At 72.7% G+C, this 12537-nt stretch carries 13 protein-coding genes and 2 tRNA genes; 11 read left to right on the top strand and 4 right to left on the bottom strand.

Annotation, left to right across the window (positions count from 1 at the left end):
- The first annotated feature begins 63 nt into the window (after positions 1 to 63).
- From ACZ6NC_RS13040 to ACZ6NC_RS13030, 3 genes are all read left to right on the top strand, one after another.
- Positions 64 to 1113: a chorismate-binding protein gene (locus ACZ6NC_RS13040; RefSeq protein WP_465731952.1), complete on the top strand. Its 1050-nt coding sequence runs from the start codon at positions 64 to 66 to the stop codon at positions 1111 to 1113.
- A 96-nt stretch (positions 1114 to 1209) separates the two neighbouring features.
- Positions 1210 to 2040, top strand: a complete 831-nt coding sequence (locus tag ACZ6NC_RS13035; protein WP_465731950.1) for an aminotransferase class IV — start codon at positions 1210 to 1212, stop codon at positions 2038 to 2040.
- Between the two features lie 201 nt (positions 2041 to 2241).
- Positions 2242 to 3084, top strand: a complete 843-nt coding sequence (locus ACZ6NC_RS13030; protein WP_465731948.1) for a GNAT family N-acetyltransferase — start codon at positions 2242 to 2244, stop codon at positions 3082 to 3084.
- Positions 3085 to 3103: 19 nt separating this feature from the next.
- Here ACZ6NC_RS13030 and ACZ6NC_RS13025 read toward each other — a convergent pair whose 3' ends face one another.
- Complete coding sequence (locus ACZ6NC_RS13025; RefSeq protein WP_465731946.1) at positions 3104 to 3604, bottom strand: DsbA family protein; 501 nt, start codon at positions 3602 to 3604, stop codon at positions 3104 to 3106.
- Between the two features lie 407 nt (positions 3605 to 4011).
- Between ACZ6NC_RS13025 and ACZ6NC_RS13020 the strand changes: the two genes are divergently transcribed.
- Positions 4012 to 4257, top strand: coding sequence for a hypothetical protein (locus tag ACZ6NC_RS13020; RefSeq protein WP_465731944.1), 246 nt, complete (start codon positions 4012 to 4014; stop codon positions 4255 to 4257).
- A 23-nt stretch (positions 4258 to 4280) separates the two neighbouring features.
- Here ACZ6NC_RS13020 and ACZ6NC_RS13015 read toward each other — a convergent pair whose 3' ends face one another.
- Together ACZ6NC_RS13015 and ACZ6NC_RS13010 are read right to left on the bottom strand one after the other, a co-directional pair.
- Positions 4281 to 4850 carry a CGNR zinc finger domain-containing protein gene (locus ACZ6NC_RS13015; RefSeq protein ID WP_465731942.1) on the bottom strand — a complete coding sequence of 190 codons (570 nt, stop codon included), beginning with the start codon at positions 4848 to 4850 and terminating at the stop codon, positions 4281 to 4283.
- 517 nt (positions 4851 to 5367) lie between these two features.
- Complete coding sequence (locus ACZ6NC_RS13010; RefSeq protein ID WP_030056266.1) at positions 5368 to 5781, bottom strand: SsgA family sporulation/cell division regulator; 414 nt, start codon at positions 5779 to 5781, stop codon at positions 5368 to 5370.
- A 194-nt stretch (positions 5782 to 5975) separates the two neighbouring features.
- Here ACZ6NC_RS13010 and ACZ6NC_RS13005 point away from each other — a divergent pair, with 194 nt between their 5' ends.
- The 3 genes from ACZ6NC_RS13005 to ACZ6NC_RS12995 all read left to right on the top strand — a co-directional run bounded on the left by ACZ6NC_RS13005 (position 5976) and on the right by ACZ6NC_RS12995 (position 6978).
- Positions 5976 to 6488 (top strand): TIGR02611 family protein, encoded by a 513-nt coding sequence (locus ACZ6NC_RS13005; RefSeq protein WP_465731940.1) that lies wholly within the window; start codon positions 5976 to 5978, stop codon positions 6486 to 6488.
- Between the two features lie 124 nt (positions 6489 to 6612).
- Positions 6613 to 6684 (top strand) — tRNA-Val (locus tag ACZ6NC_RS13000).
- Between the two features lie 222 nt (positions 6685 to 6906).
- A tRNA-Val gene (locus tag ACZ6NC_RS12995) sits at positions 6907 to 6978 on the top strand.
- Between the two features lie 80 nt (positions 6979 to 7058).
- Here ACZ6NC_RS12995 and ACZ6NC_RS12990 read toward each other — a convergent pair.
- The gene (locus ACZ6NC_RS12990; RefSeq protein WP_465731938.1) at positions 7059 to 7826 is read right to left on the bottom strand and encodes an exonuclease domain-containing protein; all 768 of its coding nucleotides are present in this window, start codon (positions 7824 to 7826) and stop codon (positions 7059 to 7061) included.
- Between the two features lie 149 nt (positions 7827 to 7975).
- Here ACZ6NC_RS12990 and ACZ6NC_RS12985 point away from each other — a divergent pair, with 149 nt between their 5' ends.
- From ACZ6NC_RS12985 to ACZ6NC_RS12970, 4 genes are all read left to right on the top strand, one after another.
- Positions 7976 to 8530 carry a DUF4365 domain-containing protein gene (locus tag ACZ6NC_RS12985; protein WP_465731936.1) on the top strand — a complete coding sequence of 185 codons (555 nt, stop codon included), beginning with the start codon at positions 7976 to 7978 and terminating at the stop codon, positions 8528 to 8530.
- Positions 8531 to 8562: 32 nt separating this feature from the next.
- A complete protein-coding gene (locus tag ACZ6NC_RS12980) occupies positions 8563 to 9735 on the top strand; it encodes a hypothetical protein (protein ID WP_465731934.1) in 1173 nt (390 codons plus the stop codon).
- Positions 9736 to 9822: 87 nt separating this feature from the next.
- The gene (gene thrS / locus ACZ6NC_RS12975) at positions 9823 to 11802 is read left to right on the top strand and encodes a threonine--tRNA ligase (RefSeq protein WP_465731932.1); all 1980 of its coding nucleotides are present in this window, start codon (positions 9823 to 9825) and stop codon (positions 11800 to 11802) included.
- A 78-nt stretch (positions 11803 to 11880) separates the two neighbouring features.
- On the top strand, positions 11881 to 12441 hold the full coding sequence (locus ACZ6NC_RS12970; protein ID WP_465731930.1) for an HIT family protein: 561 nt from the start codon (positions 11881 to 11883) through the stop codon (positions 12439 to 12441).
- Positions 12442 to 12537 lie beyond the last annotated feature (96 nt).

Here is a 12537-nt window from a genome sequence, read left to right as displayed (position 1 = left end):
ACCGCCCGAACCCCCGACCTACACTTCAGGCACCGCAGCCCAGCCACCCCGTGCAGGAGAACCGTGTCCGGCCACCCCGACCCCCACAGCCCGCTCGCCCGCTTCGGCGGCCGCCTCGCCACCGGGCTGCGCGACGTCACCTCGGACCCGGCCGCGCTCGACTCCTCCGGCTTCTGGGCCGTCGCCTACGACTTCGAGGGCCGGCTCACCTGTGCCCGCTTCGACGACCTCCGCCCCGCCCCCGCGCCCCCGTCCGGTGCCGGCTGGCTCGGACCGGCCGCCGACGGCTGGCACAGCTCGCTCGACCGCGCCGCCTACACCGCGGGCGTGCGCCGCATCCGCGAGCACATCGCGGCCGGCGAGGTCTACCAGGCCAACCTCTGCCGCGTGCTCACCGCGCCGCTGCCCGACCCGTCCCGGACGGACGTCGACGCCCTCACCGGCCTGCTCGCTCACGGCAACCCGGCCCCCTACGCCGGAACGATCCGCCTGCCGGGGCACGGCGTCGAGATCGCGACCGCCTCGCCCGAGCTCTACCTGCGTCGCGACGGCCGCACCGTCTCCTCCGGCCCGATCAAGGGCACCGGCCGCACGGAGGCGGACCTCCTGGAGAAGGACCACGCCGAGAACGTGATGATCGTGGACCTGGTCCGCAACGACCTCGGCCGGGTCTGCGAGACCGGCACGGTCACCGTCCCCGACCTCTGTGCCATCGAGAAGCACCCGGGCCTGGTGCACCTGGTCTCCACCGTCCAGGGCACCCTGCGCACGGACGCGGGCTGGCCCGAACTGCTGGACGCGACCTTCCCGCCCGGCTCGGTCACCGGCGCCCCCAAGTCCAGCGCGCTGCGGATCATCGACGCCTTGGAGACCGCCCCCCGAGGCCCCTACTGCGGCGCCGTCGGCTGGGTGGACGCCGACCGCGGCGAGGGCGAACTCGCCGTCGGCATCCGGACGTTCTGGATCGACCGCGCCGACCCGGGTGCACCTCTCCTGCGCTTCGGCACGGGCGCCGGCATCACCTGGGGCTCCGACCCCGAGCGCGAGTGGGCGGAAACCGAACTGAAGGCCGCCCGCCTGGTCGCGATAGCGTCGGGCACCGAGACCGACTGACGGCGGAAAGCCGCCTGACCCGGGACGAACACCGCCGGGCCGGCCATCGGTCCGGGCACACCCCCACCGCACCACCGCCTTGAGGAGCAGCCCTCGATGCAGCACCCGACCAAGAGCTGGGTCAACGGTTCACTTGTCGACTCCGCCGACGCCGCCGTCTCCGTCCTCGACCACGGGCTCACCACCGGTGACGGGGTCTTCGAGACCATGAAGGCCGTCGACGGCCGGGCCTTCGCCGTCACCCGCCACCTCGACCGGCTCACCCGCTCCGCCCGCGGTCTCGGCCTGCCCGACCCCGACCACGACGTGGTCCGCGAGGCCTGCGCGCAGGTCCTCGCGGCCAATCCGATGCCGCTCGGCCGCCTGCGCCTCACCTACACCGGCGGCGCCTCCCCGCTCGGCTCGGAGCGCGGCAACGACACCCCCACCCTGGTCGTCTCCCTCGGCGCCGCCGCCCACCGCTCCGACACCACCGCCGTCGCGACCGTCCCGTGGCGCCGCAACGAGCACAGCGCCGTCGCCGGCCTCAAGACCACCTCGTACGCCGAGAACGTCGTCGCGCTCGCCGCCGCCCACCGCGCCCGCGCCTCCGAGGCCCTGTTCGCCAACACGGCCGGACAGCTCTGCGAGGGCACCGGCTCCAACGTCTTCGTCGTCCTCGGCGGCCGGCTGCTCACGCCCACCCTCGCGTCCGGCTGCCTGGCCGGCGTCACCCGCCGGCTCGTCATCGACTGGTGCGACGCCGAGGAGACCGACCTGCCGTTCGACGTGCTCCAGGAGGCGGAGGAGATCTTCCTGACCTCCACCCTGCGCGACGTCCAGGCCGTCAGCCGCGTCGACGACCGCGAACTCCCGGGCCCCGGGCCGGTCACCGCCAAGGCCATGGCGGTCTTCACCGAGCGCAGCGGCGACGACCTCGACCCGTGACCGGGCGAGGCCCGCAGTCGGGGCGGGCCGCAGTCTCAAGGGGAGGCCCGTGGCCACAGCGGGGCCCGCAACCCCGGCCGGGCCTGGGGGCGCGCCGGCCGGGCACGACTCCGGCGCGCCGGTCGAGCCCGGCGGACCGGTTGAATCCCCGAAGCGTCCCCGGCGGATAGAACACCCGCGCGGAGGGGAAGGGACCCCGACATGACCACCACGCTGCGCCCCGAGGGGCCGGAGTCACCCACCGCCGCGGGCGGCCGCACCAGACGCTGGCAGATCTGCGCCAACGGCCGCCCGGTCGGCGCACTGCGCACCACCACCGTCCTGCGTGGCCCCCAACTCTGGGGCGAGATCTCCGAGTTGGAGGTGAACGAGGGGCGCGGTCGGGGCCGCGGGACGTTCGGCGCGCTGGCTGCCGAGGAGGTGCTCCGCGGCTGGGGCTGTTCCCGGGTGGACGCCGACATCCCGGAGTCGGCGCAGCCGGCGCGCGGCCTCGCCGCGGCCCTCGGCTACAGCGAGCGGATGCGGAACATGGCCAAGCGCCTGGACGCCCCGCCCGTACTGCCGGGGGGCGTCGAGGCGCGCCGGATCGGTCCCGGGGAGTTCCCCGGCTGGCTCGCCGAGGCCAAGGAGGGCTACATCAGCGACCTGCTCTCCTCCGGCCTCAGCGAGGAGCAGGCGCGCGCCAAGTCGGACGCCGACCACGTGCACCTGCTGCCGCAGGGTGCCGACACCCCGGGGGTGGCCCTGCGCCGCCTCTACGGGGACGGGACGGACCCGCTGGGCGCCCTCTGGCTGGCCCTGCGGGTCCGTGACCTGCCCGACGGCGGCCCGCTCGCCTGGGTGATGGTGGTGGAGGTGGCCGAGGCGCACCGGGGGCACGGTCACGGCCGCTCGCTGATGCTGCTCGCCGAGCGCGAGTGCCTGGCCGCGGGCGTGCGCGACCTCGGGCTGAACGTCTTCAGCGGCAACCGGGTCGCGATCCGCCTGTACGAGTCGCTCGGCTACCGGGTCACCAACCGGATCTACGGCAAGCCGCTGATCTGACAGGCGGGTTGACGGGGGGTCAGGAAGTCTTCGCCGCCTCGATGGCGGCCGTGATCCGGTCCCGCAGGCCGTCCTGGCTCTGCCCGCCGTCCAGCCGCTGCCCGGCGATCACATACGTCGGGGTGCCGCTGACCCCGATCGCCTTGCCCTCCGCCTGGTCGGCGTCGACGATCAGCGTGTGCCGGCCGTCGACCAGCGCGGTGTCGACCTCCTCGGCGTCCACCCCGACCTCGCGGGCCACCTCCAGGAGCACCTCCTCGCCGCGCGCGTCCAGCTCCTCGACCCGGGCCAGCAGCGCCTCGACGTAGGGCCACCCCAGCCCCTGCGCGAACGCCTCCTCGGTGGCCTGCGCCGCGGCGTACGCGTGCTTGTGCTTCTCCAGGGGGAAGTGCCGCAGCTCGATCGTGAGTGCGTCGCCGTACGTGGCCCGCAGGGCCCGTACGTCGTCCAGGGCGGTGCGGCAGTCCGGGCACTGGAGCTCGCACCAGAACTCGAGGCGGGGGAGGGAACCTTCGATCATGTCCCCAGTGTTCCACTAATGGGCCCCGCCCCCGTCCCGGCGGTGTGCCCGGGTGCCGGCCCGAGTGACGGGGAGGTCCGATGACCGGAACGACCAGGGTGAGCAGAGCGACCGGTGCGAGCGGGGTGCGCCCGTGCTGACGGCAGCGGTCAGTTTCGCGCTCACTGCGGGCGGGGTGGCCGTGGCCGGCCTGCGCGCGTACCGCCGGCGCTTCCTCTCCGCGACCCGCTGGTTCGCCGTGGCGCTGCTGCCGGCCGGGCTCTACCTGACCGGGCTCTTCCCGGTGGCGCGGACGATCGGCAGCGAGCTGGCCGACTGGGCGACCAGGCTGGTCTTCGACCCGCGGGTCTGGACGGGCATCGTGCTGCTCGCGGTCTCGGCCGGCCTGCTGGGCGGCCACCCGCTGGGTGAGCCGCCGCCGTGCCGTGGGTGCCGCCGAGGCCCGCCCGGAGGCCGCCGGGGCGGCCGCGACACGGCCCGCCGTCACCGGGGCGCCCGCACAGCCACCGGCCGGCGCCCAGAAGAGCGGCGCTCCGAAGGTCGGTGCGCCGAAGGTCGGTGCCCCGAAGCCTTCGAAGGCCGGCAAGCGGGACGAAGGCCTCGGCGACGACTTCGCCGACATCGAGGAGATCCTCCGCCGCCGCGGCATCTGAGGACTGCCGGCGGCCGACGGTCCTCAGGCCGAGGGCACGGCCTCCGCCGAGCGCTGGCGGGCCCGGTAGGCGGCGACGTGGAGCCGGTTGCCGCAGGTGCGGCTGTCGCAGTAGCGGCGGGAGCGGTTGCGCGAGAGGTCGACGAAGACGCGCGCGCAGTCCGGGGCCTCGCACCGGCGCAGCCGCTCCCGCTCGCCCGCGGTGAGGATGAAGGCCAGTGCCATGCCCAGCTCGGCCGCCAGGTGGTCGTGCAGGGCGGCGTGCGGCGCGAAGTAGTGGATGTGCCACCCGTGGTGGTCGTGGTTGGTCAGCCGCGGCGTGGTGCCTGCGTCCGCGACCAGGGCGTTGACCAGATCGGCGGCCTCCGCCGTGCCCTCGGTGCCGAACACCTCCCGCAGCCGGGTGCGCAGCTCGTGCACGCTGCGAAGGTCGTTCTCGGTCAGCGAGTCGATCTCGCTGATCTCCTGCCGGATCACGAAGGCGTCCAGCGCGGCCACGTCGGGCAGCAGCTCGGTGCCGCACACCTCGGGTGCGGTGTTGAGCAGCTCGACGAGGATGCTCAGCGCGCACTCGGTGTCATGGGTGATCAGCACGTGGGGGCTCCTCGCGCGGAGGGGGCCGTCGGCACCCCGCGTCTACGGGTCAACCTCAGACCTTACCGGGCCCCGCCGCACAGGGCGGAAGCTTCTTTCGAAGGACCGTACGTACGTCGCGGAGATGCGCGACACCGCCGGGTCGCCCAGGCGCCGGACGAGGCGGGCGCCCGGACGAAAGGTGCACCGGGACGCACAGCGCCCGCAAGAAGAGGCGCCCGGAAGTACAGGCGCTCGCAAGAAGAGGTGCCCGAGAGAAGCGGCGCCCTGAAAAAAAGGCGCCCGGAAAACAGGCGGCGCCCGGCAGCGAGGCCGGCCACCCGTGCGGATGGCCGGCTCCGGTGCCGGGCGCCTGCGGTGCGGTGGCCCGCTCCGGTGGGAGCGGACCGTGTCACCGGCCCCGAGACCGCGTCGTGCGCGGCTGAGTCTGCTGCCGTGCCCCCGAGTAGGACGGCTGCGGTGACGGCAGGGAGTGCGGCCCCGCGGACAGCGGGGCTTGACCGCCTCCCTGACGGGGTCAGCTTTCGGCGAGGATGTGGGACAGCTCCCGGTCGAGGTCGAAGTGACGGTGTTCGGTGCCGGGGGGCACGGCGGCGTCCGTCCGCTTGAGGAACGACTCAAGCGCGCGGGCCGGGGCTTCCAGCAGGGCTTCTCCTTCCGGAGAGCTCAGCGCGATGCAGACCACCCCTTGCCCGTGGCTGCGCGAGGGCCACACCCGGACGTCGCCGGTACCGGTGGGTCGGTGCAGCCCCTCCGCAAGGAGATCTCGGGCGAACACCCACTCCACGGTCTCGTCGGCGCCGGTGTGGAACGTGGCGTGCACGGCATAGGGGTCGGCGGTGTCGTAGCGCAGGCCCGCGGGGACGGGCAGTGAGGACTCGCTGGACACGATGAGGCGCAGGTGCAGCTCGCAGCTGACCGTGGTGTTCATAAGCGCCATGGCCTTTCGCTCAGTGTGCGCTCGGGGAATCGCACGTCGGCGAACGGACCATCCCACCTCCAAGACCGATGTAAACCCCTCTGTCCCGATTCGGGGGCGAGTCGTACCCCTTACGGCGCATTGCGGAATCGGCACGGAGCGCCCGTCGGGGCATTACCGGGCCACTTCTCGGTTAGTTTCCTGGCATGACTGTGCGAAGCGACAAGGCGGGCGCGAACGCGGCCGGGAACACGAGAACGGGGGAGGCGGTCGTGCCGGACGAGACGGGGCCGAGGGCGGCGGAGGGCGGGGACGGCCGGGAGCCGGAGGACGCGGACGGCGGCCGGCCGCTCGGCTCGCGTGCGCCGCTGTTCATCCGGCGCTCCCGGACGCTGCACCTGAGCTGGCAGGTGGCGGTCTTCCTGGTCGGCCTCGCGGTGGTGGGGGCCGGCGTGATCATGCTGCCGCTGCCCGGACCGGGCTGGGTGGTCATCTTCCTGGGCATGGGCATCTGGGCGACCGAGTTCGTCTGGGCCCAGCTGGCACTGCGCTGGACGCGTCGCAAGGTGGCCGAGGCGGCCCAGAAGGCGCTGGACCCGAGGGTGCGGCGGCGCAACATCACGCTCACCGTGATCGGCCTGGCGGTGATCGCCGGGATCGGTGGCTGGTACCTGTGGAAGTACGGGCTGGTCATGCCCTGGAAGATCAAGGACAGCTGACCCCGGACGGCCGCAACCGGTGGCGCCCGTCCGGGGGACGGGCGGGGAGCCGGGTGGGGCGGGGTGCCGGAACGAGGGGTGTTCGGACCACCCCACGGGATGCGGTAATGTTTTCCCTGCACCCGGGCGATTAGCTCAGCGGGAGAGCACTTCGTTCACACCGAAGGGGTCACTGGTTCGATCCCAGTATCGCCCACCGGAATGCATTGTGATACGTGAGGCCCAGCCGATTATCGGCTGGGCCTCACGTGTATTTCCGCAATGCCGTGAACAACTGCTCGGGAGTTGCCCCGGAATCGGGCTGAGACGCAGTCATCTTCCGCGCGGAGTGCGAGTTCTGCGGATGCGCCAGGTGGTCGCCGGGGGATGCGAGTTGTACGACACCCCCCGAATGGTGCTACTGTTCTTCTCGTTGCCCGGGCGATTAGCTCAGCGGGAGAGCACTTCGTTCACACCGAAGGGGTCACTGGTTCGATCCCAGTATCGCCCACCGGACAGCACGCAGGCCCTGATCGGAAGACCGGTCAGGGCCTGCGGCGTTCGCGGACCAACCGTGTCCCGGCCGGCCTGCTACGCCGCCACCTCGCAGCTGTGCTCCGGCGAGAGCCGCCGTCCGCAGCCGCACCGGGCCGGCCGCAGCGGCCAGGAGAAGTCCACCCGCTCCGGCGTTCCCGAGCGGTCGAACCAGTTCTGCAGCCCCCGCGCCTGCGCCGCGTGCCAGACCGCCTGCCGCAGGTGCAACTCCGCCGCCGACAGCCCGCCCAGCGCCGCCGGGTAGCGCGCGCCGATCGCCCGGACCAGCTCCAGCGCCGCCGTCGCGTCCGCCGCCGCGTCGTGGGCCCCGGCCAGCTCCACCCCGTAGTGCGCGCAGAGATCGGTCAGGGTGCGCCGGCCCTTGCGGTAGCGGTCCACGTGCTTGTCCAGCACCCGCGGGTCGAGCACCAGCAGCCCCTGCGGGCCCAGCCCGTCCGCCAGCGACGTCGACCAGTGCCGGCGCAACTCCCGGTCCAGCAGCGTCAGGTCGTACGGCGCGTTCATCACCACCACCGGGCGGCCGGCGCGGGCCTGCTCGGCCAGGGCGCGGGCGACCTCCGCCACCACCGTCCGGGCCGGGCGGCCGAACGCGCGTACCCGCTCGTCGGTGATGCCGTGCACCGCGCGGGCGCCGTCGGGTATCGGGACGCCCGGGTCGGCCAGCCAGGTGGCGGTCCGCGCGGGCGTGCCCGGGGCGGGTTGGACGACCAGGGCGGCCGAGACGATCCGGTCGGTCTCGACGTCCACGCCGGTGGTCTCGGTGTCGAAGGAGGCGAGCGGGCCGGTGTACCAGTGCTGCTGCATGACTGCCCCTCAGGACTGCGTTCCCGAGAGAGGTGATACCGCTCCTGACGCCAGCTCAACCGTTTGGCCGCGGCCCGGCCGGGCACCCTGCGTTCAGGTGTCCTGTTCGAATCCGGACGGGCCCGGGTGCCGGGGGAGGCAACGGGGCGATGGCGCTGACACAGCCGCAGCCCGAGGAGGCTGCTGCCGTCCTGCGGGGAAACCTGGCGGTGACGGCCTGCATGGAGACACTGCAGGTCGGCTACCTGCACGCGGTCGCCGCGGCGGCCGGCTGCTCGCTCTCCCAGCCGTTCCCGGACAACGGCATCGACTGGCAGGTCAGCCACGGCTCCCGGGCGCACGAGGTGGACGACGAGGTCACCATCAAGATCCAGCTCAAGGCCACCCAGCAGATCGCGCCCGAACCGCGCGGGCCGTACTTCAGCTTCACCCTGGACAACGACCACCTGCGCAAACTCGCGCGGGCCCGGGTCGCGGTGCCCCGGATCCTGGTCGTGATGCTGCTGCCGCGCCGGGTCGACCACTGGCTGGAGGCCCGGCCGGACGCGCTGGAGCTGCGGCACTGCTGCTACTGGGTCAACCTGGCCGGCCACCCGGTCACCGGGCAGCGCCGGACCAACGTCCGGGTGCCCACCGCGAAGGTCTTCGACGACCGCGCACTGTGCGACATCATGGCGCGGGTCGGTGCGGGCGGCAGCCCGTGACGGCCCGGCCCCCGGCGGGGAGGAGCAGGACCATGACGCTGCCACACGGGCCGCGGGACGGCGCCCCGCCGCTGCCCGACCCGGCCGCCGTCGACCCGGCGGTGCTCGCCACGCTGCTCGCCCGGCACGGCTGGGTCCGCCGCGGCGGCCCGTCCGCCCGGTACGGGCGCTGGACACCGCCGGACGACGCCGACCCGGGCACCAGCCTGCTGGTGCCCGCCGGGGACGGCTTCGACGACGCCGTCGAGCTGCTCGCCGACGCCGTCACCGCGCTCTCGCACTCCCGCAGCCCGTCCGCCCGCTCCATCCTGCTGGCGCTCACCGTGCCCGGCGACGAGCTGCAGTGGCGGCGCGAGCTGCCCGGACCGGCCGGCACCGCGCCCTGGGACGACGCCGAACGCCTCCAGCGGGCCGCGCGCGCGATGCTCGCGGCCGGCGCCAAGGCCGGGCGGACCAGGGCCGCCTACTTCGGTGCCCGGCTGGACGCGTGGGCCGGGGACTTCCTCGAACACGTCCTGGTGGTCGAGCAGGGCCTCGTGGTGGACAACGGCGGCGGGCTCACCGCCTACACCCCCGCGCCCGAGGGCCGGGCCGCCGTGACCACACTGGTCCGCGCCCTGGAGGCGCTGCGGGACGCCGTCGACTACCGGCGGGTGAGCGGCGGGCCGGAGGCCTTCGAGAACGCCGTCCAGGCCGGGGTCAGCCGCGAACTGGTGCAGTCCGTCGAGGAGCTGGTGCGCGGCGCGACCGCCGGCCGGCTCTCCGTCGCCTGGTCGGCCGCCGCCGGGACTCCCGGCGGCTTCGGTGACCGGCGGATCGCCCTGGAGTTCTCGCCCGGCGACCTGCCCGCCCTGGAAGAGGCCGCCGCGCTGCTGGAGCGGATCGAACCGGCGGTCGCCGTCACCGTCGTCGGCATGGTGGTGCGGCTCAAGCGCGCCGACCCGGCCGGCCCCGGCACCGTACGGCTGCGCGTGCTCGGCGGAGCGGAGGTCAGCGAGGTGCGGCTGCGGCTCGCCGACCCGGCGTACCGGCTGGCCACCGAGGCCCACCTCGCGGGCGCTCCGGTGCGGGTCAGCGGCCGGCTGGAGCGGCGCGGCGGCTTCCGCCGGCTCACCCACCCGCGCGGCCTGGAGCTGTGCGGGCTGGAAGAGGCCGAGCGGCAGCGGCTGCTGAAGACGCTGGGGGAGGTGGGACAGGGGGCGTAGGTGCACGGCGGGGGTGGTGCTCTCGGTACCATCGTCACGCGCAGCGGAGTGTTGCGTCCTATGAATCCAGCACGTCAGGAGAGACCGGTGACGGACGTCCGGGTAATCATCAACCGCGAACCCGATCGGGAAGAGCGCGTGGTGACCACGGGCACTACGGCCGCCGAGCTCTTCGCCGACGACCGCTCGATCATCGCCGTCCGTGTCGGCGGCCAGCTCAAGGACCTCGCGTACGTCCTGCAGGACGGCGACGAGGCCGAGCCGGTCGCGATCGGCAGCAAGGACGGCCTGGACATCCTGCGCCACTCCACCGCGCACGTCATGGCGCAGGCCGTGCAGCAGCTCTTCCCGGAGGCCAAGCTCGGCATCGGCCCGCCGGTCAAGGACGGCTTCTACTACGACTTCGACGTCGAGAAGCCGTTCCACCCCGATGACCTCAAGGCCATCGAGAAGAAGATGCAGGAGATCATCAAGCGCGGGCAGAAGTTCTCCCGCCGCGTGGTCACCGACGAGGACGCCCGCGAGGAGCTCGTCGCCGAGCCGTACAAGCTGGAGCTGATCGGCCTCAAGGGCTCCGCCGCCACCGCCGGCGAGGGCGCCGACGTCGAGGTCGGCGCCGGCGAGCTGACCATCTACGACAACCTGGACGCCAAGACCGGCGACCTCTGCTGGGGCGACCTCTGCCGCGGCCCGCACCTGCCGTCCACCCGGCACATCCCGGCGTTCAAGCTGATGCGCAACGCGGCCGCCTACTGGCGCGGCAGCGAGAAGAACCCGATGCTCCAGCGCATCTACGGCACCGCCTGGCCGACCAAGGACGAGCTGAAGGCGCACCTCGACTTCCTGGTGGAGGCCGAGAAGCGCGACCACCGCAAGCTCGGCAACGAGCTCGACCTCTTCTCCATCCCCGAGGAGATCGGCTCCGGCCTCGCCGTCTTCCACCCCAAGGGCGGCATCATCCGCCGTGCCATGGAGGACTACTCGCGCAAGCGGCACGAGGACGAGGGCTACGAGTTCGTCTACACCCCGCACGCCACCAAGGGGAAGCTCTTCGAGAAGAGCGGCCACCTGGACTGGTACGCCGACGGTATGTACCCGCCCATGCAGCTCGACGAGGGCGTGGACTACTACCTGAAGCCCATGAACTGCCCGATGCACAACCTGATCTTCGACGCGCGCGGCCGCTCGTACCGTGAACTGCCGCTGCGCCTCTTCGAGTTCGGGACGGTGTACCGGTACGAGAAGTCCGGTGTCGTGCACGGTCTGACCCGTGCCCGCGGCTTCACCCAGGACGACGCGCACATCTACTGCACCCGCGAGCAGATGGCGGAGGAGCTCGACTCGACGCTGACCTTCGTGCTCAACCTGCTGCGGGACTACGGCCTGACCGACTTCTACCTGGAGCTCTCCACCAAGGACGAGAACAAGTACGTCGGTTCGGACGAGACCTGGGAGGAGGCCACCGCGGTCCTCGCGAGCGTGGCCGAGAAGCAGGGCCTCCCGCTCGTCCCGGACCCGGGCGGCGCGGCCTTCTACGGCCCGAAGATCTCGGTCCAGGCGCGCGACGCCATCGGCCGTACCTGGCAGATGAGCACCATCCAGCTGGACTTCAACCTGCCCGAGCGCTTCGACCTGGAGTACACGGCGGCCGACGGATCGCGCCAGCGGCCGGTCATGATCCACCGTGCGCTGTTCGGCTCGATCGAGCGCTTCTTCGCAGTGCTGCTGGAGCACTACGCCGGCGCCATGCCGCCGTGGCTGGCCCCGGTCACCGTGACCGGCATCCCGATCACCGACGAGCACGTGCCGTACCTGCTGGAGGTCGCGGCCGAGCTCAAGAAGCGCGGGATCCGGGTCGAGGTGGACACCTCGGACGACCGGATGCAGAAGAAGATCAGGAACGCGCAGAAGACCAAGGTGCCGTTCATGCTGATCGCGGGCAACGACGACGTCGAGGCGGGTGCGGTCTCCTTCCGCTACCGCAACGGCGAGCAGAAGAACGGCGTGCCGCTGGCCGAGGCGATCGCCGAGATCGTGGATGCGGTGGAGCGTCGCATCCAGGTGTGACGCCGTAGACGGTGGTAGGTGTGGGCAGGCTCCTGAGGAGTCTGCCCCACTCTGCTTTGCAAGTTCCGCCGGGCGAATATGCTGATCAGCATGACGACTGAGCCGGAACTGCAGCGGGGCGTCGGCGAGCCGGACGGCTTCCGCCGCCTGTGGACCCCCCATCGGATGGCGTACATCCAGGGAGAGAACAAGCCCACCGGCCCGGCCCCGGACGACGGTTGTCCGTTCTGCTCGATCCCGTCGCTGAGCGACGAGGACGGGCTGGTCGTCATGCGCGGGAGCACGGTGTTCGCGGTGCTCAACCTGTACCCCTACAACGGCGGGCACCTGATGGTCGTCCCGTACCGGCACGTTGCCGACTACACCGAGCTGGACGAGGCGGAGACCGCCGAGCTGGCGGTGTTCACCAAGAAGGCGATGACGGCGCTGCGGGCGGCCTCGGGGGCGCACGGCTTCAACATCGGGATGAACCAGGGCGCGGCGGCCGGTGCCGGGATCGCGGCGCACCTGCACCAGCACGTGGTGCCGCGCTGGGGCGGGGACACCAACTTCATGCCGGTGGTCGGCCACACCAAGGTGCTGCCGCAGCTGCTGGCGGACACCCGGAAGATGCTGGCCGAGGCCTGGCCGCAGGACTGAGCCCGGACACGCGCAGGGGCCCGTCGCACGTGTGTCGCACAGGTGGGGGGAACGGACCGGAGGTGGGTCCGGGGTGTCGGCGGGGTCCGTGGATTC

The sequence above is a fragment of the Kitasatospora sp. NPDC041988 genome, assembly GCF_055588525.1.
The sequence above is the reverse complement of the archived record's forward strand: the minus strand, read 5'-3'. Positions and strand labels throughout refer to the sequence as shown.

Bases quoted from the DNA above. Each gene is read 5' to 3' on its own strand.
- ACZ6NC_RS13035 (WP_465731950.1), top strand. From the start codon at position 1,210: ATGCAGCACCCGACCAAGAGCTGGGTCAACGGTTCACTTGTCGACTCC.
- ACZ6NC_RS13030 (WP_465731948.1), top strand. From the start codon at position 2,242: ATGACCACCACGCTGCGCCCCGAGGGGCCGGAGTCACCCACCGCCGCG.
- ACZ6NC_RS13025 (WP_465731946.1), bottom strand. From the start codon at position 3,604: ATGATCGAAGGTTCCCTCCCCCGCCTCGAGTTCTGGTGCGAGCTCCAG.
- ACZ6NC_RS13010 (WP_030056266.1), bottom strand. From the start codon at position 5,781: ATGAACACCACGGTCAGCTGCGAGCTGCACCTGCGCCTCATCGTGTCC.
- ACZ6NC_RS13005 (WP_465731940.1), top strand. From the start codon at position 5,976: ATGACTGTGCGAAGCGACAAGGCGGGCGCGAACGCGGCCGGGAACACG.
- ACZ6NC_RS12990 (WP_465731938.1), bottom strand. From the start codon at position 7,826: ATGCAGCAGCACTGGTACACCGGCCCGCTCGCCTCCTTCGACACCGAG.
- ACZ6NC_RS12985 (WP_465731936.1), top strand. From the start codon at position 7,976: ATGGCGCTGACACAGCCGCAGCCCGAGGAGGCTGCTGCCGTCCTGCGG.
- ACZ6NC_RS12980 (WP_465731934.1), top strand. From the start codon at position 8,563: ATGACGCTGCCACACGGGCCGCGGGACGGCGCCCCGCCGCTGCCCGAC.
- ACZ6NC_RS12970 (WP_465731930.1), top strand. From the start codon at position 11,881: ATGCTGATCAGCATGACGACTGAGCCGGAACTGCAGCGGGGCGTCGGC.